This window comes from Lysinibacillus sp. NPDC097162, assembly GCF_044762185.1.
Classification (GTDB): Bacteria; Bacillota; Bacilli; order Bacillales_A; family Planococcaceae; genus Lysinibacillus.
In genome coordinates this window covers 2,100,524-2,121,329 of sequence record NZ_JBIWDT010000001.1, presented here as the reverse complement: position 1 = coordinate 2,121,329, position 20,806 = coordinate 2,100,524, and the positions used below count along the sequence as shown (strand labels likewise).

Sequence of the window (20,806 nt, the reverse complement as noted above, 5' to 3'; positions counted from 1 at the left end):
GAAAATGACATGAATAGATTTTGGGACAGCGCAAAGCAAGCATTATTTGTATCATTAACAATGTTTGTATTATGTGGTTTGATTTATCCTTTTACTGTGACTGGCATTGCACAAGGGCTATTTAATGAGCAGGCAAATGGTAGCATTGTTGAAGTTGATGGCAAAGCTGTTGGTTCAGAACTGCTAGGGCAAGCCTTTACATCACCAGCATTTTTTGGGGGACGTGTTTCTTCTATTAATTATAATGTATATGCAAAGGAAGATATTGTACCAGATGAACATGGCGCAACTGTTTATGGAGGAGTTAGCTCAGGAACCTTTAACTATGCACCGTCCAATCCAGAATTAATAAAACGAATAGATGAAGACATTCAGTCATTTTTAGAGGCGAATCCAACAGTCAAACGACAAGAGATTCCTGCTGATTTAATGACAGCATCAGGGTCAGGTTTAGATCCACATATTAGTGTGCAAGCAGCACAAATTCAAATTAACCGAATTGCAAATGCAAGCGGGCTGTCAGTGAAGGAAATTGAAGAAATTGTGGAGATTAATACAGAAGGACGCACGCTCGGTGTATTTGGAGAAGAGAAAGTAAACTTTTTAATGGCGAATTTAGATATTTTCAAAAAGATGAAGCAATACGAATAGGCGATACAAAGCATTTATTTATACGGGCAGATAGAGAAAAGGGTGTAGCATAATTTTCTCTATCTGCTTTTAAAGATATGAAATGAAGCTCTATCATTGTGAGTTAACAAGAATATGAATATGATTTTTCTCTTGCATTAACGCTTTTTTACTTAAATAAAGGGACTGTTCGACTGCAATAAAGATTGGCCGAGCTGCATACCCATGTAAATCACCCCACAAATTCCTGTCCAATGTACTTTCATTTTTACTTCTACAATGGCAGGCTCTTCAATATTTTCTACACGGATATCTCTCGCTTTATACCATCTTGCTGCTTTCATCATCTATCAACCTCAGCATGTGGAAACTATTCAAATTATTAGTTGGATAAAAATACGAAAAGTTCATTGGATTTTTTTGCATTATTCACACTTTACATTTTTCATTGCATAATAGTCGCAATTAAAGTAAGTTTGTTAAGGGTTAGCGTTGCATCGATGAAAAAAACAAGAGAATATTGTAAATGCTTATGTTAATAGTACGGAAACATACCTAAAAGGCCGAATCATGGTACAATGGGAAAGATGTAAGGAGGAACGAATTATGTCAAAATATACTGATTATAATTTTCAGCCATTTTTGCAGGACGCAATTGCAAAGCTTGGCTTCACAGAACCAACACCAATACAAAAGGAAATTATTCCGCTAATACTTAAAGGGAAAAGTGCGATTGGTCAAGCACATACAGGGACAGGGAAAACGCATAGTTTCCTTATTCCAATCGTGCAACGCATTCATGTTGACAAGCAAGAAGTACAAGCTGTTATTACTTCGCCAACACGAGAGCTTGCTCAACAAATTTTTGATGCGTTAAATCAATTAATAGAAGGAACAGAGATTCAAGCGAAATTATTTATTGGGGGTACGGACAAACAACGCTCCATTGATAAGTTAAAAACGCAACCACAAATCGTTGTTGGTACACCAGGACGTATTCGTGATCTTGTTTCAGCTCAAGCGTTATTTGTGCATACGGCACCAATTTTAGTTGTGGATGAAGCGGACCTAGCGTTCGATATGGGCTTTATCGAAGAAATTGATGGCTTTGCTTCTCAAATGCCAGAAAAACTTGAAATGTTCGTGTTCTCTGCAACAATTCCAGAACGTCTACAGCCATTCCTAAAAAAATACATGGAAGCACCTGTACACATTCATATGAACGATAAACGTCCAGTAGCAGAAGGTATTGACTTTGTGCTTGTGCCTGTTCGTTCGAAATCACGCAACAAACGTTTACTAGATGTCATTGAAGGCATTAACCCGTTTTTAGCGGTCATTTTTACTAATACACGTAAAAATGCAGAGCATGTTGCTGGCTATTTAAACGAGCAAGGAATTCGCTGTGGTCAAATTCATGGTGATTTAACCCCTCGTGATCGTAAAAAAATGATGAAGCAAGTTCGCGATTTAGAGTTTCAATATATCGTGGCAACAGATCTTGCTGCGCGTGGTATCGATATTCAAGGGATTTCACATGTCATTAACTATGAAATTCCAGAAGATCTAGAATTCTTTATTCACCGTGTTGGACGAACAGCACGTGCAGGTAATAAAGGAACGGCGATTACATTATTTGAGCCTTCAGACGAGGACGCATTAGCACGCATTGAGAAAATGGGTATTCCGTTTGAACAAAAGGATGTCAAAGATGGTGAATGGTCTGAACTAAAAGAACGTCATGCGCGTAAAAACCGAGTGAAGCACGAAAATGAAATTGATGTAAAAGCAAAATCTTTAGTGCGCAAACCGAAAAAAGTAAAACCAGGCTACAAACGTAATATGAAATGGGAAATGGAAAAGATTAAAAAACGCGAACGTCGCATAAAAGCACGCGGCAAAAAATAAGGAGGCATATATATGTTACTTGGCTCACACGTTTCAATGAGCGGTAAAGAAATGCTGCTCGGCTCTAGTAAAGAAGCTCTTTCTTATGGTGCTAACACCTTTATGATTTACACGGGTGCTCCACAAAACACGCGTCGAAAACCAATTGCAGATCTTAATATTATGAATGGTCTATTACACATGAAAGAGCATGGCATGACCAATATTGTTGTGCACGCCCCATATATTATAAATATTGCAAACACTGAAAAACCTGAAACCTTCCTTCTTGGTGTAGATTTTCTACAATCAGAAATTGAGCGCACTGCTGCATTGGAAGCAACACAAATTGTTTTACATCCTGGTGCACATGTGGGCGCAGGAGCAGATGCAGGTATTGCCAAAATTATTGAAGGTTTAAATGAAGTGCTTTCACAAGACTTTCCCGTACAAATTGCATTAGAAACAATGGCAGGTAAGGGAACAGAGTGTGGGCGTTCTTTCGATGAACTTGCCAAAATTATTGATGGTGTTACACATAATGAACGACTTTCTGTATGCTTTGATACATGCCATACGCATGATGCTGGCTACAATATTGTCGAAGATTTTGATGGTGTGTTAAACGAGTTTGATAAGATTATTGGTGTAGATCGTATTAAGGTCCTTCATATAAATGATTCTAAAAATGTTCGTGGCGCAGGGAAAGACCGTCATGAAAATATTGGCTTTGGGCATATCGGATTTGATGCTTTAAAATACGTAGTCCACCATCCTCAATTGATGGACGTGCCAAAAATATTAGAAACACCATTTGTTGCATTAAACAGTGATGCTAAATCAAAAACAGCACCTTATAAATATGAAATTGAAATGTTACGTAGCGGCGAATATAAGCCTGAGCTGATTGATGCCCTACGAGGATAATCAAACCGTAGACAAACGCAAAGAAATTTGTGTGTGTCTACGGTATTTTTTTAGTAATGAAACATGGAAATAAGCACTTTCCACTTTCTAAGAGTCCAAATTCATCCGAAAAATATCTTGCAAAAACGAGACATATTCTTTGAATTGTTAAATGTAGGAAGGTATTCGTTAATATTGTATTGTAAATTGATATGTTAAAATGAGACAATCTGAAAGACACAGCACTTTTAGAGGATGATCTTATGAAAATTTCAATAGAAGAAATAAGCAAAGAACTGATAGAAGAAATACTTATTAGGTGCCATGAAGTAGATGAAGAAATACTTGAAATTGTTAATAAGCTGAAAACTGAAACCCCTCTTATACTCGGATATCAAAATGATGGCGTTCATCGAATTAATGTTAGGGACATCTATTATTTCGAAGCAGTTGATGGAAAGGTTTTTAGTTACTGCAAGGATAACGTTTTTGAGGTAAAACATAAGCTATATGAATTAGAAGAGGTATGCAAAGAAGTTCATTGTTTTCGGGCATCCAAATCAACAATAGTAAACATAGCTAAAATTGCATCTATTCACCCGTCTATAAGTGGCCGATTCGTAGCGGTACTTGATAATGGGGAACGTCTTGTTGTATCAAGGCAGTATGTGCCTGTCCTTAAAAAAATGCTAGGATTGTAATAGGAGGTTAATATGAAGTTTTTCGAAATTGTGCAAAAGATCGTTAAAGATTTCTTAATCATCTTCGCATCCATCATCATTATTATTACTATTTTACGGCAAATCTTTTATCCTGAATTAGCGTTTGATTTAATATCAATCTATATTATTATGGCATTTTCATTTTTAAGTGCATTATTAGGATTAATGTTGTATCTAGCTCATGATATAAGCGAGACGAAAATGCGTATAAGGATTGTTCTTCATTTTTTTACACTGGAACTATTATTAATTGCCCTCGCTTGTGGCTTGGATATTGTAAACAATGCAACAGAGGTCATTATTTTGGCACTACAAATTGCATTCATCTATATTTTAGTTCGTCTACTGTCATGGAATAATGATAAAAAAGAAGCCCAAAAAATCAACGAAAAACTAAAGACGTTTAAAAAAGACATTACCCAATAAAATAATAAATTAGCAGTTTTTCTACAAAAAATAGTTAGCGGTAAGCATATAGCTTACTGCTTTTTTACATCTTATTTGCTTGTAGATACAACTTACTGTTTTTCTATATACTTCCCTTCATCGATTTCTTATGATGAGTTCATAAAAAATTAATCGGAAGAAGGGGTAACGACTATGGGGACTTTATTATTATTAATCATGTTGATTTTCGAGATTGCGTTTGCTATTTACTGTATGGTGACAAAGCAAAACCATAAAAAAATGAAGAATTGGGTAAGGGTTGCTGTGTTCATTACTTTTGTAATGCTTCTCCTTTCATCGGTAATTGATTGGAATTTCAGCTGGGCGATGCTTACAATTGTACTTTTCATTTTCGCAGTAATGGGAATGGGTTCTCTTTTGTATAACAAGAGAAATAGGCAATACAAAACTTCATCTATAATATGGAAAACTATTGTAACGATATTGGTACTGTGCATAGCAAGTGCACCTGCAATTGTTTTTCCTCAATATAAATCACCAAAAGTGACTGGCACATATCAAGTCGCAACAGCTACTTACACATATAAAGACCAAAATCGGATTGAGGAATTTACTGATAAGGGGGACAACCGATTTGTTAATGTGGAGTTTTGGTTTCCAAAAAATGCCGATAAATCATATCCTCTCCTTGTATTCTCACATGGTGCAAACGGTATAAGATCAAGCAATACGTCTACCTATACTGAACTTGCAAGTCATGGATATGTAGTCGCTTCAATCGACCATCCGTACCATTCTTTTTATACTGTTTCAGATGATGGAACAAAGGTACTTATTGATAAAGGTTTTAACAGGGAAGTAAGTAATTCAAATAAAGAAGGCATATACACGAAGGAAGAAGTTTATGGACTTATTCAAAAATGGATGAAGCTTCGAACAGACGATATGAATTTTGTCATTGATACAATAAGTTCAAAAACTAAAGGTGACAATGATCCCCTGTATCAAGCTATCGATATAGAGAAAATAGGTGTGTTCGGACATTCAATGGGGGGTGCTGCAAGTGTTTGGCTTGGCGGAGAACGTAAAGATGTTCAGGCAGTTGTCAATATCGATGCCCCATTCTTCAGTGAGCTAGTTTATAAGAAAGAGATTGATGATTTTGTGGCAAGAGGGGAAGACTATACAACACCACTACTTAATATTTATTCGGACGATGTTTGGAAGCAACTCGACAGCAACTCGATTTATATAGCGAACAAACCTGCCAATATCCATTTTAAAGATGCATATACAGTTCATTTTCAAGGAGCAAAACATTTAAGCTTAACTGATTTACCACTTTTCTCTCCTATACTTGCAAATATGTTGCAAGGCGGAAAAGCGGACATTGATAAATATTACGCAATTGAAACTGAAAATGAACTCATCCTTAACTTTTTTGACTTTGAATTAAAAGGCATTGGCCACTTTACTCATGAAGACACTTATTAATATTTTATCGGTAGCATGCAGTAGGCGGAACTATTTCGGTCATTAAACGTCTACATGTGAAATAATTGGAAAGTTAAGAGTAGGTATAGAGAGTGGAAATTGTAACGGAAAAATTAATTACGATTGCTTTATTTATTCTCATCATTCATTCAATCGAAACCCTTGCGTATGCAGTCCGTTTATCAGGAGCACGTGTAAGGTTGCTAGCTTCAGCTTTATCGCTTTTTAATGTAATGGTAATGGTTTCGAGGCTAGCGAATATGATGCAACAACCATTTACAGGAAGTTTGGTGGATACAGCTCCTGCTGACAATGCGTTAGCCTATGTAGAAAACCAGTATCGCATTATTATTGGAGCGGCATCGATAGGAACTCTAGTAGGGATATTATTACTGCCAACGTTCGTAGCCATCTTTTCGCGAGGGATAATCCATTTGGCTGAGGAAAGAGGTTCGATTCCAGCTTTATTGAAAAAAGGATTTACGCTTGAATATGTAAGACGTGGAATTAAACATATTCGTAAGCCAAGTTTTTCGTATTTAAAGGGAATTGGCTTACGAGATATTCCAGTAAAATTATTTGTCATTAACATTGTCATTACAGCGATTTATACGATTGGCGTTTTATCAGCTTTATATGCTGGGTTATTAGTACCCGAATTAAGTAACACTGCTGTCATGGCGTCTGGACTAATCAATGGTATGGCGACGATTTTGTTAATTATTTTTATTGATCCTAAAATTTCAATACTTGCTGATGATGTGATCAACAAGCGGGGTAGCTATTTAGATTTAAAAAGAGCGTCTGTTATGATGATGACATCCAGATTTTTAGGAACGATTTTGGCGCAAGTTTTATTTATACCTGGGGCACATTATGTTGCTTGGTTTGCGAAGCTTATTACTTAATTGCTAAGAAGGAATTCGCTTTTAAAACGAGAATTTAAATGAATAATGAATGGATAGGAAGGTGACTTTTATGAATATAAAGGGCTTTGGAGGGATTTTTTGGAGAACTAAAGATTTAGAGGATATTAAACAATGGTACAGTAAAGTTCTAAATGTGGAAATGGAAGGTTGGAATGGTGCCATTATTACACCACAAGCAGGCAATGAAACGATTTTTTCCTTCTTTACCGAGGATGATCGCTATTTTCCATTAGAACAACAAGTAATGTTAAACTTCCAAGTTGAAAATTTAGATGACAGTATTAAACATCTAGAGAATTTGGGTGTTCCTTTTGTAAAGGAAAAAGAGGTTAGTGAATTTGGAAATTTCATTTGGATTGAAGATCCAGAGGGCAGACGAATTGAGCTATGGGAGAAGTAAACGAATAGAAATTCCTAACGTTAACAGGCAACATGGACATTTATAAAAAATGAATTTTTAAGGCACATTTTCCACAAGAGGATGTGCCTTTTTCATGTCTTTAGAAGAACCCATTTTGCATTTTGTAAATTATAATTAACTTAATGCAATTTATATATTGCAAAAAGCAATGTTGTTTTATATAATAAAATTAATAAAACGAATGGAGGCAAATTATGGCTGCAAGACAGAAGAAGCAAGTTGATGAACGTGTGAAAAATTTACAAAATAAAATATACAAAGAAGTTTACGTATTGATCATGATTGTATGTTCAATATCAATCTTAATTAAATTCTTTAAAATGGGTGTGTCCTTGGATAATGTAATAACAGAGTGGTTGATTATATTTATATCATCTGTCTATTATTATGTTAGAACGGCTTATCTTGGCATATTGACTGATGAAATAGAGGTTCACGATAGTAATAGCAAAGTCAAATTAGGAACAAAAAATGTACTTTTTGGTGTTGCATTTGGTTTAGTTTTTGCAATTATTTTAGGACTTAACAGTGCTTTCAATTATGCTGACAGCACACAACAAGCAATAGAATATTTCTTCGTTGTCTTTTTAGTATCTCTACTTATATATGTGCCATTTTTTGCAGGGTTTTTGGGATTATCGTATATGGCTGCTAAAAAGAAAAGTGATCAAGTCGTACAAAAAAATTTAGAAGATTAACAAGTGGTGATAAGCATGAAAAATATCCGTTTAAAAATGGCTCGAATAGAACATGATCTGTCACAAGAAGATTTAGCACAAAAAGTAGGGGTTACTCGACAAACTATCGGCTTAATTGAAGTAGGTAAATATAATCCGACATTAAACTTATGTATTGCAATTTGTAAAACGTTAAATAAAACGTTGGATGAATTGTTTTGGGAAGAGTAAATTAAAGAAAACCTCCATTTTGAACATTGTCAAAGTGGAGGTTTTACTATATTTGAGGGAAATCAAAAGTTAAAATTACTGCAATTGTGTTCAAACAAAAGATAAATACTGCGGTTGATTTCCGCTACGGGCGAGCGCTTTCCGCGGGCACACTGTAAGCCGCAACCCTCGCTAACGCGCGGATTGTTGCGTCTTACATTGCGTGCGTTCCCGCAGGAGTCGCCCGCCCTCCGCTCCAATCAACTTATTAAAGTTAAAGCTTCAAAAGAATAAAAAATAGAAAGAAGTGTCGAGTTACTTTTCAATGCCTTTAAATAATTATCGCTTTTAATAGACATAAATAGTGCGGTTGATTTCCGCTACGGGCGAGCGCTTTCCGCGGGCACAACGTAAGTCGCAACCCTCTCTAACGCGCGGTTTGTTGCGTCTCACAATGCGTGCGTTGCCGCAGGAGTCGCCCTCCCTTCGCTCCAATCAACTGAATATGTTGGCAAAGAGAGGTCAGACGGGACTTTCTGTTAACAGGCCTTCACGCAACCTAAAAACTTGATCACATAAGGACTCAATATCGATTTTATTATGTGAAGTTAATAATATGGTAGCACCTCGCTGTTTTTCAGCGTTAATAATGTTATAAACATTTTGGACAGAATCTTCGTCCAAAGCATTCATTGGCTCATCTAGTAAAATTAATTCTGGTGTTTCCATAATGCTTTGAGCAATTGCTAGTTTTTGTTTCATGCCAAGAGAGTACGCTTTGACAGGCCGTTTATCTTCTGGGTCTAAACCTACTTTTGATATCGCAGCTTTTATCTCTTGGTCAGTAATTTGCTTACGTATTGATGCTAAAAAATTCAAGTTGGAAAACCCTGAATAATGCTCTAAAAATCCTGGTTTTTCAAGAATAACACTTGCACTTTTAGGAAATGAAATATCTCGATGTAAAACATCCCCGAATAATTTTACGGTTCCGACACTCGGTTTTACTAAGCCACAAATAACGCGAAATAACATTGATTTCCCTGAACCGTTATGACCAACAAAGCCATAAATTTTCCCTCGTTCTAGCTGAAAGTTTATATTTTGAAGCACAGTCCTTCCTTTAATCACCTTAGAAACGTTGGATACTTCAATTGACATATCGTAACCTCCCTAGAAGTAATCTTTTTTTAATCCGAAGCGAACAATGAGTAGACACATCATACAAATTAATAGCCCTTCGATAAATAAAACAATAGCGACCATGTTTGCCTCGAAATTTCCCATTAGCCCATAATAGAAAGGAATATAAGGAGCGGATTGCTTAATACCCGCAAAAAATAGAATGATCAGTAGCACAGATGCAATTTTACCTGAAAACAATAATTCGATTATTTTCCAAAGCAAAGCATGACAGTACATATTGATACACAGAATCAATGCCTGTAGCACAATTAAGATATCAAATTGTAGTGTCACGTGAGCTTTTAAAAAAAGGAAGAAGCTCATGAGATAAGTGATTGCGACATAGCATGCAGTGAATATAAGTAGAATTAGCAGCCGATTAAGCCAAAACCAGCTTTTTGTTGGATAGCGTAATAGCATATTGTATGAAAAAGAAGTGGAGCGAGGCTTCCAAATAATTTGAATTAAAAGCACATAACCAAACCATAGCAAAGTCCAGTACATCCAAGTAAGTTCCTCCACTTGTCCCAAAAGGGCAGTAAATGCTTGGCGCAATGTCATGCCATCAAAAAGTGATGTCATATAGAGTAACAATAAAGTAGTACATAATGGGTAGACGATACAAATACAACAAATTTTAAGGGCATCTTCTCGCAGTAGTTTCCACTCTAACGAAAATGTTGTCATGAATCATCATCTCGCACGTAAAAGTCTAGTTTATTGACTAAATAATGAATGGCATTGATTAACAATATCATAACGGCAACTATTATAAAGAATGTACTAATAGGTGACGTAAATTCAGTTATATTAAAGGCAATATACACAAAGTGCTTTATATATCGATCCAACATGCCAAGAATCATAACTACAATCGCACTAATGAAGTTATTTTTGAAAAGTTGTTGGAAGACGATATAAAGCAACCCGAAAATAGCAGTAACACAATAAAACATATAGATAAAGTAAAGCAATGAACCGTTTTCTTTAGGCTCAGGCACATATAATAATAGGGCACTGTAATTTGTGATATAAGGGGAAAATAGCCACTTCGCTAACGATGTGCTCAACATACTACTTCCGAAAACAACCGCTGTAAAAAAGGCAGTCACGATAAAAACGAAGCAAATTTTATACGATGCGAATTGCTGGCGGTGACGAAATCTTCTAAGCAATAGCCAATCATTGTCTTTAGATGAAAAGGGTGCTAGTAATATTAAAAAAATAGGAATATAAAAATGCTCATAACGAGAGGCTAAAATAAAGTTTTTCAGCGTATGCCATCTTGTTGCCACTGAAGTGATAGGTAATACTTCAAACAAATGTAGCGATATTATAAAATATGCCACACCCCAAAAGAGCAGTTTTTTCAAGCGAATATCCTGTAGACAATAGAGTAAGTATTTATAAAACATCCTCATATTTCCTCATGCCTATGACGTAAATGACAATGGTAAGTGAAATTTGCATCAGAAATTCAACAACCATAATAGAAATGGAGTTATCTCCATGTATACCTTCGGGGGCTAAAAAGAAAAATGGAACCCATTTTGGGTTATTGGTACCAAAGAACCAAAGACTTGTATAAATAATTTGTGGCATCAAAATTAATAGATAATAATTTTTAATAAATATAGATAGGGCTAGTCCTAGGCAAACATACGCACTAGCAAACAATCCACCAATAATATAAAATACAGCAACATATAGATAAGGAGATATACTTAATAAATCCGAAAAAAGAGGTTGGATATCTCCTTTAAAAACACTTATAGCATTATCTGGTATTGCCAAAGTCCCTTCTACAAACCCTTTATAAATATTGGCATAGGCTGTATAGTCCCAATGATTCGTAAATAGATTAACAAGCACTACACCTAGACATAGTGGCAGTACGAACATAAAAAAGGCAGTTAGAAAAGTAGTAGCAATCTTTGCTATGTAATATTTGCGTCTATCCATGCGCATAAAAGTAAAAAGTAGATAACCACTTTTTCTTTCACGATAGATTGAGTCTATAAGTGCAATAGAAATCAACAATGGAAATAATAAATAATACAATTCAGATGCTAAATTGTTCGTAAAACCGAGCCAGTGCTTATGCGGGGAAATGAAAATAAGCACATCTTCCACAATTTCTTCTTCATAGTATTGGCTATAAATTCGTTCAGTTAATTGATACTCTTCGTTATGTTCTTTCACACCTATTACGACAGCAATCACAACAAGCAGTATTAATGCACAAACACTAAGATAAAAGTTTTTATTTTTAAACAGTTTTTTATATTCTATAAGCATTGATATCCTCCTACTCAAAAACAGGGTTGTCCCTATCTAAAATAAGACAACCCATTCTAGACAACGATAAAAGAATGACGATGAACGTTGTTATATCAATATTTGGGCATGCTCTATATTATCTTGTGTCTGGATAAAATCTTCCTGAGATTTCTACACTCACTAATTTTTTTTGGTCATTTTCTGCTACTAATGTTACATCGCCACCAACAGCACTTTGATCTACAATGAAGAAACGTGTATCATTATCAGTTACATCTATAGCAGTATTAGAAACCTTTTTCCCATTAGCATCTACAATCCACATAGTTGCTTCGTAATTTTGACCAACTATAGAGTTTTCAACTTTTGAGTTACTGTTATTGTCTTTTGTCCCTGTCGCTAAATATATATTTCTTGATAAACTAGGTAGTACCTTCGCATAGGTGATCGCACTCGTCCCTGCACTTACTACACCTGTACTAACTAATAGTCCTAAGGCACAAACTGTTGTTGCTAGTCTTTTCTTCATGAAAATCCAACTCCTTTTTTGTATTTTGCTGAAAATTAACTACAAGCAACACAACAATAAACAAGGCATAGAGAAAGAGTATTTCATTCTCTAATTATCAATTATTATAAAATTTAAAATTTTAAAATTTCAATATTTTTTTGCAAAGTAAACCAAAAATTTTTACTTAGAAATTCAAAAAAAATTCAAAAAATAGGTAGGTTTTGGGAGGATATATTAGGACCGATATTATGATAGAATTTGCACAAATAGCCATACGAAAGCCCGAAAGTCAAAACTGACTTTCGGGCTTACTATATTATTTAGTAAATAGTGCAATAAGCTGGCGAGAACGTTTTCTTCCGAGAACGGCTTCCACTTCACTCAGTACTTCTTTTGGAATACCTAAAAAGAGCCAAGAAAATGAGAATTGCTCAAGATAAGGTCGAAGCTTTTTCACTTCTGACGTGCTAATTTCAAAACCTTCGGCACGCGCAATGGCAACTACTTCTTTATCAGTACTTTGAGATAATTGCTGTAAAAAATGAATACTCACAACCAATCCCTCCTTTTAAGTTTTGTTTTCTTTACAAATATTGAACATTCATTTATACTTACAACTTGTAAATCGTAATGATTTTGAATTAGAAAGAAGCGATCATGCATGAAAAAAACATTAATTGACATCGATAATGTGTCATTTCAATATGACTATACACAAGTATTGAAAAATATCTCATTCCGTGTGGAAGAAGGAGATTTTTTAGCACTCCTCGGACCTAATGGTTCAGGAAAATCAACATTATTAAAAATTATATTAGGTTTATTGAAACCAATGTCTGGCGAAATTAAGTTGTTTGGAGAGCCAAGTGCAACATTTAAACATCGTGAATGGATAGGCTACGTTTCCCAAAAATCCAATGCTTTCAACTCAGGTTTTCCAGCAACTGTACAAGAGGTAGTCATCAGTGGATTAACAAAAAAATTAGGGCTATTTAAAAGACCTACAAAAGATGTCAAAGACAAAGTATATGAGGCTTTAAAGGCAGTAGGAATGGACGCCTTTATGAACCAAAATATTGGTGAACTATCTGGTGGACAGCAACAGCGTGTCTTTATTGCACGAGCTTTAGTAAGCGAGCCAAGATTACTGATACTGGATGAACCGACTGTCGGCATCGATCACGAGAATGTGCAGTCCTTTTATGATATGCTGGCGAATTTGAATAGGGAACAAGGAATTACGATGATTCTTGTCACACATGATGTTGATACAGTTTCAAACCGAATTAGCCATGTTGCTTGCCTCAACCAAACGATTCATTTCCACGGCTACAAAGACGAATTTGATTCTATTTCTCAGGATGCGCTTGACGCTTGGTACGGCCATTCCGTGAGAAAGATTCATTAGAAGGAGAAGGCACAATGATTGAAGCAATTATTAACTATGAGTTTTTACAAAATGCCTTTTTCTCTGGCTTATTGATTGGCATCATCGCACCACTTCTAGGGGTATTTATAGTAGTTCGCAGACTATCACTAATTGCAGATGCTTTATCCCATGTCACACTTGCGGGTATTGCTGGTAGCTTGTATGTAAGTCAATCTTTTGCAGCATTTGCAATGCTAAATCCTATTTACCTTGGTATTATAGCTTCAGTTAGTGGTTCAATATTAATTGAACGCTTACGTCGACTGTATAAGCACTATGAAGAGCTTGCCATACCGATTATTATGTCCGGCGGTATTGGAATTAGCGCCATTTTTATATCGCTTGCCAGTGGCTTTAGCACCGATTTAATGAGTTATTTATTTGGCTCCGTTTCGGCTGTCTCAAGGCAGGATTTATTGGTTGTTATTGGGATTGCGATTGTAGTCATTGTCTTTTTATTTTTATTCTTTAAAGAACTTTTTGTGCTATCGTTTGATGAGGAATATGCGAAAGCTAGTGGACTACCGGCACGATGGGTTCATCTTTTATTTATGATTGTGACAGCGCTTGTAATTGCAGCAAGTATGCGTATCGTTGGTATTTTACTAGTATCATCTTTAATGACTTTGCCAGTTGCTGCAGCAATGCGTCTTGCAAAAGGCTTTAAGCAAACGATTATCTATGCAATTGTATTTGGCGAGGTAGCGGTATTAATCGGTTTAGTAAGTGCATTTTACTTAGATTTAGCACCAGGTGGTACAATTGTTGTTACATCAATTCTTATCTTATTACTTGTAATCATAGGTAAGAAAACGATGTTAAAACTATCTGCAAAACAAGGGGAGGCAGCACAGTGAATATTTCAAGAGCGTGGGAAATTTTAAAAGAAAACGGCTATAAAAAAACAGATAAACGTGAGTTAATTTTAAATATGTTTGCAGAGACGGATAAATATTTAACCGCTCGAGATTTATTAGATGTGCTGAAAAAAGATTTTCCTGGTATGAGTTTTGATACGATTTATCGAAATCTCTCAACGTTTGTACAGCTTGGCATATTAGAAGAAACCGAGTTATCCAGCGAACGAAATTTTCGCATGCATTGTGAGTCTGAACATCATCACCATCATTTCATATGTATGGATTGTGGCAATGTGAAAGAGCTCAATCTTTGTCCAATGGAGATGCTTGGTGAAAAGCTTCCTGATTATGAAATCGAAAATCATAAATTTGAAATATACGGTAAATGTCCAGATTGTAAACATGAAACCCTGTCAAATTAATATTTGACAGGGTTTTATTTATTGTGAAGGAGTAATGTTAGAAGGAAAGGGCATAAGAAGACTACTACTATCTTCTTACAATACGGATAGCATCTATTTTTTTACAGTCAATAATAAGTGGTGTTGTAGAACCTGCTTCTAGGAAATAAGCACAGCAATTTCTTGCATTAAAGCTCACGAAAGTCAAACCAAGGAAACTAAGGCCGCCTGTTAAGAAAACATCTACTACAGCGCCAACTTCTAAACATTTTAATTGCTCACAGATACAGCTTCTGCAGTGATTCATTGCTCTCTGACCTTTTTCTTCTTTGCACTCATGTTGTTTCTTTTGGTGACAGTTGCAAGGTTTTTGGCATTTACAAGGAGCCCAATTCATGTGTGTAACATATCTTCTATCTTCCATTTGATACTACCTCCTTTCGTTAGAATTAATGTAAAGCTATTGCCTTACACTTATAATCTATGTTTTGTAAAAGCAAGGAGGTTGGTAATATGTCCGATAGACACTAAAAAAACTATTTTTTCTTTAAAAAAATGCTTTGTAAGTTTATTTTATTTTGTAAATGTATGTTTGTACCAATGGCATTGTCATAGAGATAGAAGTCTATCATTGGGAAAATAGAAATAATTTTTAGAAGAAGACAGTACATATAAATTATAGAGGGAAGCAATCATGCCATTGTTTCAAAAAACAAACGACGAATAATGCTATTTTAAGCAATCATTCGTCGTTAAATATTATTATTGGTGTTTTTGTTGGAATGCTACCATAAAGTCGCGTAGTGCTTCACAAGTTTCTAATGGAACAGCATTATATGTTGATGCACGGCAACCGCCTACTGAGCGGTGACCATTTAGTCCAATAAATCCAGCTGCTTTTGCTTCTGCAAGGAATTGTTTTTCAAGTTCTTCATCAGCGACGCGGAATGTGATGTTCATTAATGAACGACTTTCAGGCGTTGCGTGACCAGTGTAAAAGCCATTACTGTTATCAATCGCATCGTAAATTACTTGTGCTTTTTCTTCATTAAGTTTAGCAATTGCTTCAACGCCACCTTTAGCGTCAACCCATTTTAATACTTCACCTAACATATAAATACCGAATGTTGGCGGTGTGTTGTATAACGAGTTACCGTCTGTATGCGTTGTATACTTTAACATTGTTGGAATGTCTTTGTTCGCTTTTTCTAATAAGTCTTTGCGAATAATAACGACAGTTACACCAGAAGGTCCAAGATTTTTTTGTGCACCAGCGTAAATAATACCGAATTTGCTGATGTCAACAGGTTTAGATAAAATGTCACTCGACATATCTGCTACTAAAGGAACATTGCCTGTTTCAGGGAATTCTTTCCATTGTGTACCGTAAATCGTATTGTTTGATGTGATGTGCACGTATGCATCATCTTCATTAAACTGAATATCTGATAATGCTGGAATGTTGCGATATTTATTTTCCTTTGTGCTTGCTGCTTCAACAGGAGTACCAAATAATTTTGCTTCTTTGAATGCTTTTTCAGCCCATGAACCAGATAAAACGTAGCTTGCTTTTTTATCTGCTTGAAGGAAGTTCATTGGTACCATTGTAAATTGCAGGCTTGCCCCACCTTGTAAAAATAGTACCTCATAGTTTTCTGGAATAGCATAAAGTTTTTTTAATAGAGCAATTGCTTCATTATGTACTTCGTCGAAGATCGCACTACGGTGGCTCATTTCCATAATAGACATACCTGAATTACGGAAGTTAACTAATTGTTGTTGAGCGTTTTCTAGAACTTCTAGCGGTAGTGCAGATGGACCTGCGTTAAAATTGTATGCACGTTGTGTCAAAGTGGTACACTCCTTGTTTGTTTTGTTTAATAAAAGCACTTTACTGGATTATAACTTAATTTTCAAGAGAAAAAACAAAATTCTCAATATTTTATTTATGTAGGATGAAAATGAGCATTTTAGTGTCAGGCACGCACACAATTCGCACACAATTTATTTAAACACTACAAAAACAAAGAAATTTCGGTATACTATCGTTAAGTAATGAAAAGGGGTGTTTTTAATGTTTACAGTAGATCAAGCAAGTCTGATTGTCGTGGATGTGCAAGGGAAATTGGCAACGATTGTAGATGATAGCGAAACAGTTATTCAAAATGTGTCAAAACTTGTACAAGGTATGCAAGCATTGGATATTCCGGTACTATGGCTGGAACAAAATCCAAGTCGATTAGGTGGTACTGCGCTAGAAATCGCAAAGCATCTTCAAGGGAATCCAATTGCTAAAATGGCTTTTAGTGCATGCCAAGAAGAAGAGTTTATTGACGCGGTTAAAGCGAGTGGACGTACGCAGTTTATTGTAACGGGTATTGAAACACATATTTGTGTCTATCAAACAGCAAGACAATTGAAGGAGCAGGGGTTTGAAGTAGAGGTAGTTGTTGATGCCGTATCTTCTCGCACTAAAGCCAATAAGGAAATTGGGTTAGATAAAATGAAGGCACTTGGCATTTTGCCAACGAGCACGGAGATGATTTTGTATGAGCTTTTACAAAGAGCAGATCATACACATTTTAAAACGGTACTGCAACTTGTTAAATAAACAAGACGATGCGGTCTCTATAGGATAGGTTGAAATCAGGGGCAAAGGTGTTTGTAAGTTTGCTATTTATAATGAAGAAGACTTAGCTATCTTTCTTTTGCAATCGATTTAATTTAGACTGCTGCGGGAACGTATGCATCGTAAGACGCAACAAACTGCCGTAGCGGACAGCAATGGCGCAGCAAAAAGTGTTAGATTGATTCTTAGTCAATCTAACACTTTTTCACTTTTATCGCAGCTTCTAAATATTTAAGCAGGCATTTCCGTTGGTGTTGGTTTCGCATAACCATTTTTGTACGTCTCATCAATAGTTTGACGGATTTCTTTCAAGCTCATGCCATCTTTATGCATTTTTGCTGATTGTAGTGCAATTTCTAAGCAAACGCCACAACGTGTACCATGGTCGTCCCAGACGATTGTGCCATCTTTACGTTTTTCCTGAATGAAGCAGTTTAAATTGCTTTTATGTCCTGCGGATTCTCCACAGCCACAGTAGCAAGGCATCCACTCTAAAATGTCTGTTGATTGCCCCGCAATTTGGTAAACTAAGCGAATATTTTCAGTTTGGCTATCTAAAAATGATGGTAATACATCGGCACCTGCTGTTTCTTCCTGAATGTCTCCTGAAACATGAGCATGTCCATCATGTGAAGCCTCATCTTGTGAATCATTCGGATTTTCTTTAATTGCTTTATCTGTCCCGCAAGCACTTAGTACGAGTAACAACAACGTAAAAATGGATACAAGTTTTTTCAAAACAAACGCCTCCTACATGTTTACAATATTTCCATTATAACATTGTCCCTGTCCATATTTATAGCAGACAAGGACGGATTTCAATGAAATATATCTAAACCGCGTGTTTTGTTCATTAAAAGTTCCATTTTTTCGCCTAGTAATTTTTTTAAGAAAAAGCCAAACAGTATAAAAATTAACCAAAAGCCTAACAAAAATGCGAGGTCTACCCATACCTTTTGCCAAATGATGCCACCGACTGCCTCTCGCATCATTTCAATTGCATAGGTAAACGGTAAAAACGGATTAATAACTTGGAAAAACTTTGGTAATAATTCTACAGGATAGGTGCCTCCAGAACCAGCAATTTGTAAGACCAACATAACAATTGCTAACGCCTTCCCAACATTTCCAAATACGGATACTAGCGTGTAGACAACAGTTATAAAAACAAAGCTAATGATTAGCCCAAAAATTATAAAGAAGTAGGGCGCACTAATAGAAACATCTAATAATAAAGCATCGCCAATGGTAATAATTAAAGTTTGGATTAATGAGATTGTTGCAAACGTCAGTAATCGCCCAAAGTAAATTTCACGAATACTATATTGTTGGTTGTCGTGTATATTTACCGCAAGTAGTGAGATAAGTAACAAACAACCTACCCAAATAGATAGCACCGTATAAAAAGGCGTCATTGCTGTACCGTAATTCGCGATTGGAAACATTCTATGTTCTTCTAGCTGTACAGGTTCTTCAAAGAAATTCCGTTCAGCATCGACATCGTTCTTTAATAATTGAACAATTTCAGAAATATCGGTTTCATTTTCTAGTGTTCGAAGCTTATTAGCAAGATCAGTAATTTTTTTGCTTAGCGTTGGAAAGTCTGACTGAATTGTAGAAATCGCCTTATTGGCTGTTACGAGCGTATTTTTAGCATTATTTAACCGTTGTTGTGCCTGTGGAATTGAGCTTTGAACCTTTGTTAGCATTGTTGATGCATTCGTTAAAGTATCTTTCGCAGCATTCAAAGTTGTATGAATTTGCGGCTCCAGATTTTCTGAATAGTAGCTAAGAAATTGTTTTAAATTGTCGGCAGCATCTTGAGCGGTTTTTTGGACTTCAGCAATATCGTTTTTTATCTTTTCTTCATCAATATTATTTATTTGCTGAACTTTACTTGTTATATCCGTTAATAAAGCATTTAGTTGGCGTAATGAAGAGAGCGCACCCGTCGAAGAGTCGGTAATTGTAGGATTAGCTCGTAGCGCTCCTTGTATAGACTCCAATTGCTGAATAATGTCTTTATTATTATCGTTAGAGCTGTTTTGTTGAAGTGATGTAATAACATTTTGGAGCGAATTTTCAAGTTGTTTACGAGATGTTGCATCTGCCTGTGTGAGTTTTTGTAAAGCCTCTAAAGCCTGAATACTACTGTTTACTTTGTCTAGCGAAGATGTTAATTGTTGTTGCAGTTCGACTTTTGATTGCGCTAATGTCGAAGTATCGGAAGTAGCATTTTGCAGCTTTTCTAAAAGATTTGTGAATTGCTGTGCAATTGTTTGCACACCTTCTAAATCCTTTTTAACGATTGGCGAAAGCTGATTGAACAGTGTATCTGCTTCATTAATTAGCTTTAATCCACTTTGAATAGTTGTAAGACCGTTATTCGTAATTTTCTCAATTTCTGGAATTTCACTAATAGTAGTATTTAATAATTTCTCGGCATCTTTTCCACCTGTTGCAGTTTTTGCTAAAAAAGACTCTATATCAGGTAAATGTTGCTCGATTGTAAAAATATACTGTTCAAATTTTTTGAAGTCTGGAAGTTCATGCTCTATTTCAATACCAATAGTATTGAACATCGAGAAAAGAGTGCCATTTACTGTTGATATAAACTCACTAGAAACTTGTTGGGTAATAACGCCAGCGCCTTTACTCGTAATTTTAGGGGCAATGGGATTTATTTTTTCGTTTACATAATAGTCAATATGCGCTTTTGTTGGTACATCTGTCAGAATGGATGTTAGCTTCTCGGAAAAGTCACTAGGAACGATCAGTACTGCGAAATAGTCACCATTTTTTAATGAATCGAGCGCTTCTTGCCTAGGGGTAAAATACCAGGAAAAACTATTATTTTCTTTTAAATTAGTCATTAATTCCTTTCCTATATTTAGATTTTCTCCTTTAATAGTCGTCCCGTCATCTTCGTTTACTACAGCAATTTTCATATTGGCAGTGTGAGCGTATGGATCCATGGAAGCGTAAATATTAAGCCATGCATAAAGAGAAGGTAAAAAAATAAGACCACCAACGATAACAGCAACTACCCAGTTTGATACGATATTTTTAATATCACTTTTGTAAATTCGAAAGACATGTTGGAAAGTGTGTTTCATAGTTAAATTTCACTCCAAATTCATTTTGAGCTTATAGTAGTATGTTTCCATAAATGCACTGAATTATGTTTGAATAGTTGGAAAATTTAATATGAAAGACTAATTAGTTTA

Annotated in this window: 25 protein-coding genes; 14 read left to right on the top strand and 11 right to left on the bottom strand. The window is 35.6% G+C overall.

Features of this window, described 5'->3' with window-relative positions:
• Window positions 1–9 precede the first annotated feature (9 nt).
• Window positions 10–651: a K(+)-transporting ATPase subunit C gene (kdpC, locus tag ACIQXW_RS10845; protein WP_340823677.1), complete on the top strand. Its 642-nt coding sequence runs from the start codon at window positions 10–12 to the stop codon at window positions 649–651.
• A gap of 152 nt (window positions 652–803) precedes the next feature.
• Here kdpC and ACIQXW_RS10840 read toward each other — a convergent pair whose 3' ends face one another.
• Entirely contained in the window at window positions 804–977 is a 174-nt protein-coding gene (locus ACIQXW_RS10840) for a hypothetical protein (RefSeq protein ID WP_402761930.1), read from the bottom strand.
• Between the two features lie 259 nt (window positions 978–1,236).
• Here ACIQXW_RS10840 and ACIQXW_RS10835 point away from each other — a divergent pair, with 259 nt between their 5' ends.
• The 9 genes from ACIQXW_RS10835 to ACIQXW_RS10795 all read left to right on the top strand — a co-directional run bounded on the left by ACIQXW_RS10835 (window position 1,237) and on the right by ACIQXW_RS10795 (window position 8,305).
• A complete protein-coding gene (locus ACIQXW_RS10835; protein WP_402761927.1) occupies window positions 1,237–2,538 on the top strand; it encodes a DEAD/DEAH box helicase in 1,302 nt (433 codons plus the stop codon).
• Between the two features lie 12 nt (window positions 2,539–2,550).
• A complete protein-coding gene (locus ACIQXW_RS10830) occupies window positions 2,551–3,444 on the top strand; it encodes a deoxyribonuclease IV (RefSeq protein WP_402761924.1) in 894 nt (297 codons plus the stop codon).
• A 242-nt stretch (window positions 3,445–3,686) separates the two neighbouring features.
• The gene (locus ACIQXW_RS10825) at window positions 3,687–4,124 is read left to right on the top strand and encodes a LytTR family DNA-binding domain-containing protein (protein WP_340823681.1); all 438 of its coding nucleotides are present in this window, start codon (window positions 3,687–3,689) and stop codon (window positions 4,122–4,124) included.
• 12 nt (window positions 4,125–4,136) lie between these two features.
• Window positions 4,137–4,571 (top strand): DUF3021 family protein, encoded by a 435-nt coding sequence (locus ACIQXW_RS10820; protein ID WP_340823683.1) that lies wholly within the window; start codon window positions 4,137–4,139, stop codon window positions 4,569–4,571.
• 174 nt (window positions 4,572–4,745) lie between these two features.
• Window positions 4,746–6,047: an alpha/beta hydrolase gene (locus ACIQXW_RS10815; protein WP_402761920.1), complete on the top strand. Its 1,302-nt coding sequence runs from the start codon at window positions 4,746–4,748 to the stop codon at window positions 6,045–6,047.
• Between the two features lie 92 nt (window positions 6,048–6,139).
• A complete protein-coding gene (locus tag ACIQXW_RS10810) occupies window positions 6,140–6,955 on the top strand; it encodes a lipid II flippase Amj family protein (RefSeq protein ID WP_402761917.1) in 816 nt (271 codons plus the stop codon).
• Between the two features lie 70 nt (window positions 6,956–7,025).
• Complete coding sequence (locus ACIQXW_RS10805; protein ID WP_401017752.1) at window positions 7,026–7,376, top strand: VOC family protein; 351 nt, start codon at window positions 7,026–7,028, stop codon at window positions 7,374–7,376.
• Window positions 7,377–7,591: 215 nt separating this feature from the next.
• A complete protein-coding gene (locus tag ACIQXW_RS10800) occupies window positions 7,592–8,095 on the top strand; it encodes a DUF6773 family protein (protein ID WP_340823686.1) in 504 nt (167 codons plus the stop codon).
• A gap of 15 nt (window positions 8,096–8,110) precedes the next feature.
• A complete protein-coding gene (locus ACIQXW_RS10795) occupies window positions 8,111–8,305 on the top strand; it encodes a helix-turn-helix transcriptional regulator (protein ID WP_024362980.1) in 195 nt (64 codons plus the stop codon).
• Window positions 8,306–8,806: 501 nt separating this feature from the next.
• Here the strand turns inward: ACIQXW_RS10795 and ACIQXW_RS10790 are convergent.
• From ACIQXW_RS10790 to ACIQXW_RS10765, 6 genes are all read right to left on the bottom strand, one after another.
• Window positions 8,807–9,445 carry an ABC transporter ATP-binding protein gene (locus ACIQXW_RS10790; RefSeq protein WP_402761913.1) on the bottom strand — a complete coding sequence of 213 codons (639 nt, stop codon included), beginning with the start codon at window positions 9,443–9,445 and terminating at the stop codon, window positions 8,807–8,809.
• A gap of 12 nt (window positions 9,446–9,457) precedes the next feature.
• Entirely contained in the window at window positions 9,458–10,156 is a 699-nt protein-coding gene (locus tag ACIQXW_RS10785) for a hypothetical protein (RefSeq protein WP_402761910.1), read from the bottom strand.
• Entirely contained in the window at window positions 10,153–10,884 is a 732-nt protein-coding gene (locus tag ACIQXW_RS10780; protein ID WP_402761907.1) for a hypothetical protein, read from the bottom strand. Before ACIQXW_RS10780 ends, ACIQXW_RS10785 begins: the two co-directional genes overlap by 4 nt.
• Window positions 10,874–11,767: an NADH dehydrogenase FAD-containing subunit gene (locus ACIQXW_RS10775; protein WP_402761904.1), complete on the bottom strand. Its 894-nt coding sequence runs from the start codon at window positions 11,765–11,767 to the stop codon at window positions 10,874–10,876. Before ACIQXW_RS10775 ends, ACIQXW_RS10780 begins: the two co-directional genes overlap by 11 nt.
• A gap of 118 nt (window positions 11,768–11,885) precedes the next feature.
• Entirely contained in the window at window positions 11,886–12,278 is a 393-nt protein-coding gene (locus ACIQXW_RS10770) for a hypothetical protein (protein WP_402761901.1), read from the bottom strand.
• Window positions 12,279–12,576: 298 nt separating this feature from the next.
• Window positions 12,577–12,813, bottom strand: coding sequence for an endonuclease IV (locus ACIQXW_RS10765; RefSeq protein ID WP_172772040.1), 237 nt, complete (start codon window positions 12,811–12,813; stop codon window positions 12,577–12,579).
• Between the two features lie 108 nt (window positions 12,814–12,921).
• Here ACIQXW_RS10765 and ACIQXW_RS10760 point away from each other — a divergent pair, with 108 nt between their 5' ends.
• From ACIQXW_RS10760 to ACIQXW_RS10750, 3 genes are read left to right on the top strand one after another with little or no spacing between them, the layout of a single operon-like run.
• Window positions 12,922–13,668: a metal ABC transporter ATP-binding protein gene (locus tag ACIQXW_RS10760; RefSeq protein WP_340823698.1), complete on the top strand. Its 747-nt coding sequence runs from the start codon at window positions 12,922–12,924 to the stop codon at window positions 13,666–13,668.
• 14 nt (window positions 13,669–13,682) lie between these two features.
• Window positions 13,683–14,546 carry a metal ABC transporter permease gene (locus ACIQXW_RS10755; RefSeq protein WP_340823700.1) on the top strand — a complete coding sequence of 288 codons (864 nt, stop codon included), beginning with the start codon at window positions 13,683–13,685 and terminating at the stop codon, window positions 14,544–14,546.
• A complete protein-coding gene (locus ACIQXW_RS10750) occupies window positions 14,543–14,971 on the top strand; it encodes a Fur family transcriptional regulator (protein ID WP_172772037.1) in 429 nt (142 codons plus the stop codon). The genes ACIQXW_RS10755 and ACIQXW_RS10750 overlap by 4 nt, the downstream gene beginning before the upstream one ends.
• Before the next feature lie 67 nt (window positions 14,972–15,038).
• Here ACIQXW_RS10750 and ACIQXW_RS10745 read toward each other — a convergent pair whose 3' ends face one another.
• Both ACIQXW_RS10745 and serC read right to left on the bottom strand, forming a co-directional pair.
• Complete coding sequence (locus tag ACIQXW_RS10745) at window positions 15,039–15,374, bottom strand: hypothetical protein (RefSeq protein ID WP_401017735.1); 336 nt, start codon at window positions 15,372–15,374, stop codon at window positions 15,039–15,041.
• A 338-nt stretch (window positions 15,375–15,712) separates the two neighbouring features.
• Window positions 15,713–16,801, bottom strand: a complete 1,089-nt coding sequence (gene serC, locus ACIQXW_RS10740; RefSeq protein ID WP_340823702.1) for a 3-phosphoserine/phosphohydroxythreonine transaminase — start codon at window positions 16,799–16,801, stop codon at window positions 15,713–15,715.
• Window positions 16,802–17,024: 223 nt separating this feature from the next.
• Here serC and ACIQXW_RS10735 point away from each other — a divergent pair, with 223 nt between their 5' ends.
• Window positions 17,025–17,561 (top strand): hydrolase, encoded by a 537-nt coding sequence (locus tag ACIQXW_RS10735; RefSeq protein WP_340823704.1) that lies wholly within the window; start codon window positions 17,025–17,027, stop codon window positions 17,559–17,561.
• Between the two features lie 249 nt (window positions 17,562–17,810).
• Here ACIQXW_RS10735 and ACIQXW_RS10730 read toward each other — a convergent pair whose 3' ends face one another.
• Complete coding sequence (locus tag ACIQXW_RS10730; protein ID WP_402761895.1) at window positions 17,811–18,317, bottom strand: PCYCGC motif-containing (lipo)protein; 507 nt, start codon at window positions 18,315–18,317, stop codon at window positions 17,811–17,813.
• An 80-nt stretch (window positions 18,318–18,397) separates the two neighbouring features.
• Entirely contained in the window at window positions 18,398–20,695 is a 2,298-nt protein-coding gene (locus tag ACIQXW_RS10725) for a YhgE/Pip family protein (RefSeq protein ID WP_402761892.1), read from the bottom strand.
• Between the last annotated feature and the right edge of the window lie 111 nt (window positions 20,696–20,806).

Bases quoted from the DNA above. Each gene is read 5' to 3' on its own strand.
- ACIQXW_RS10815 (WP_402761920.1), top strand. From the start codon at position 4,746: ATGGGGACTTTATTATTATTAATCATGTTGATTTTCGAGATTGCGTTT.
- ACIQXW_RS10735 (WP_340823704.1), top strand. From the start codon at position 17,025: ATGTTTACAGTAGATCAAGCAAGTCTGATTGTCGTGGATGTGCAAGGG.
- ACIQXW_RS10775 (WP_402761904.1), bottom strand. From the start codon at position 11,767: ATGCTTATAGAATATAAAAAACTGTTTAAAAATAAAAACTTTTATCTT.
- ACIQXW_RS10795 (WP_024362980.1), top strand. From the start codon at position 8,111: ATGAAAAATATCCGTTTAAAAATGGCTCGAATAGAACATGATCTGTCA.
- ACIQXW_RS10825 (WP_340823681.1), top strand. From the start codon at position 3,687: ATGAAAATTTCAATAGAAGAAATAAGCAAAGAACTGATAGAAGAAATA.
- ACIQXW_RS10830 (WP_402761924.1), top strand. From the start codon at position 2,551: ATGTTACTTGGCTCACACGTTTCAATGAGCGGTAAAGAAATGCTGCTC.
- ACIQXW_RS10805 (WP_401017752.1), top strand. From the start codon at position 7,026: ATGAATATAAAGGGCTTTGGAGGGATTTTTTGGAGAACTAAAGATTTA.
- ACIQXW_RS10800 (WP_340823686.1), top strand. From the start codon at position 7,592: ATGGCTGCAAGACAGAAGAAGCAAGTTGATGAACGTGTGAAAAATTTA.
- kdpC (WP_340823677.1), top strand. From the start codon at position 10: ATGAATAGATTTTGGGACAGCGCAAAGCAAGCATTATTTGTATCATTA.
- ACIQXW_RS10755 (WP_340823700.1), top strand. From the start codon at position 13,683: ATGATTGAAGCAATTATTAACTATGAGTTTTTACAAAATGCCTTTTTC.
- ACIQXW_RS10835 (WP_402761927.1), top strand. From the start codon at position 1,237: ATGTCAAAATATACTGATTATAATTTTCAGCCATTTTTGCAGGACGCA.
- ACIQXW_RS10820 (WP_340823683.1), top strand. From the start codon at position 4,137: ATGAAGTTTTTCGAAATTGTGCAAAAGATCGTTAAAGATTTCTTAATC.
- ACIQXW_RS10790 (WP_402761913.1), bottom strand. From the start codon at position 9,445: ATGTCAATTGAAGTATCCAACGTTTCTAAGGTGATTAAAGGAAGGACT.
- ACIQXW_RS10785 (WP_402761910.1), bottom strand. From the start codon at position 10,156: ATGACAACATTTTCGTTAGAGTGGAAACTACTGCGAGAAGATGCCCTT.
- ACIQXW_RS10745 (WP_401017735.1), bottom strand. From the start codon at position 15,374: ATGGAAGATAGAAGATATGTTACACACATGAATTGGGCTCCTTGTAAA.
- ACIQXW_RS10840 (WP_402761930.1), bottom strand. From the start codon at position 977: ATGATGAAAGCAGCAAGATGGTATAAAGCGAGAGATATCCGTGTAGAA.
- ACIQXW_RS10760 (WP_340823698.1), top strand. From the start codon at position 12,922: ATGAAAAAAACATTAATTGACATCGATAATGTGTCATTTCAATATGAC.
- ACIQXW_RS10780 (WP_402761907.1), bottom strand. From the start codon at position 10,884: ATGTTTTATAAATACTTACTCTATTGTCTACAGGATATTCGCTTGAAA.
- ACIQXW_RS10725 (WP_402761892.1), bottom strand. From the start codon at position 20,695: ATGAAACACACTTTCCAACATGTCTTTCGAATTTACAAAAGTGATATT.
- ACIQXW_RS10770 (WP_402761901.1), bottom strand. From the start codon at position 12,278: ATGAAGAAAAGACTAGCAACAACAGTTTGTGCCTTAGGACTATTAGTT.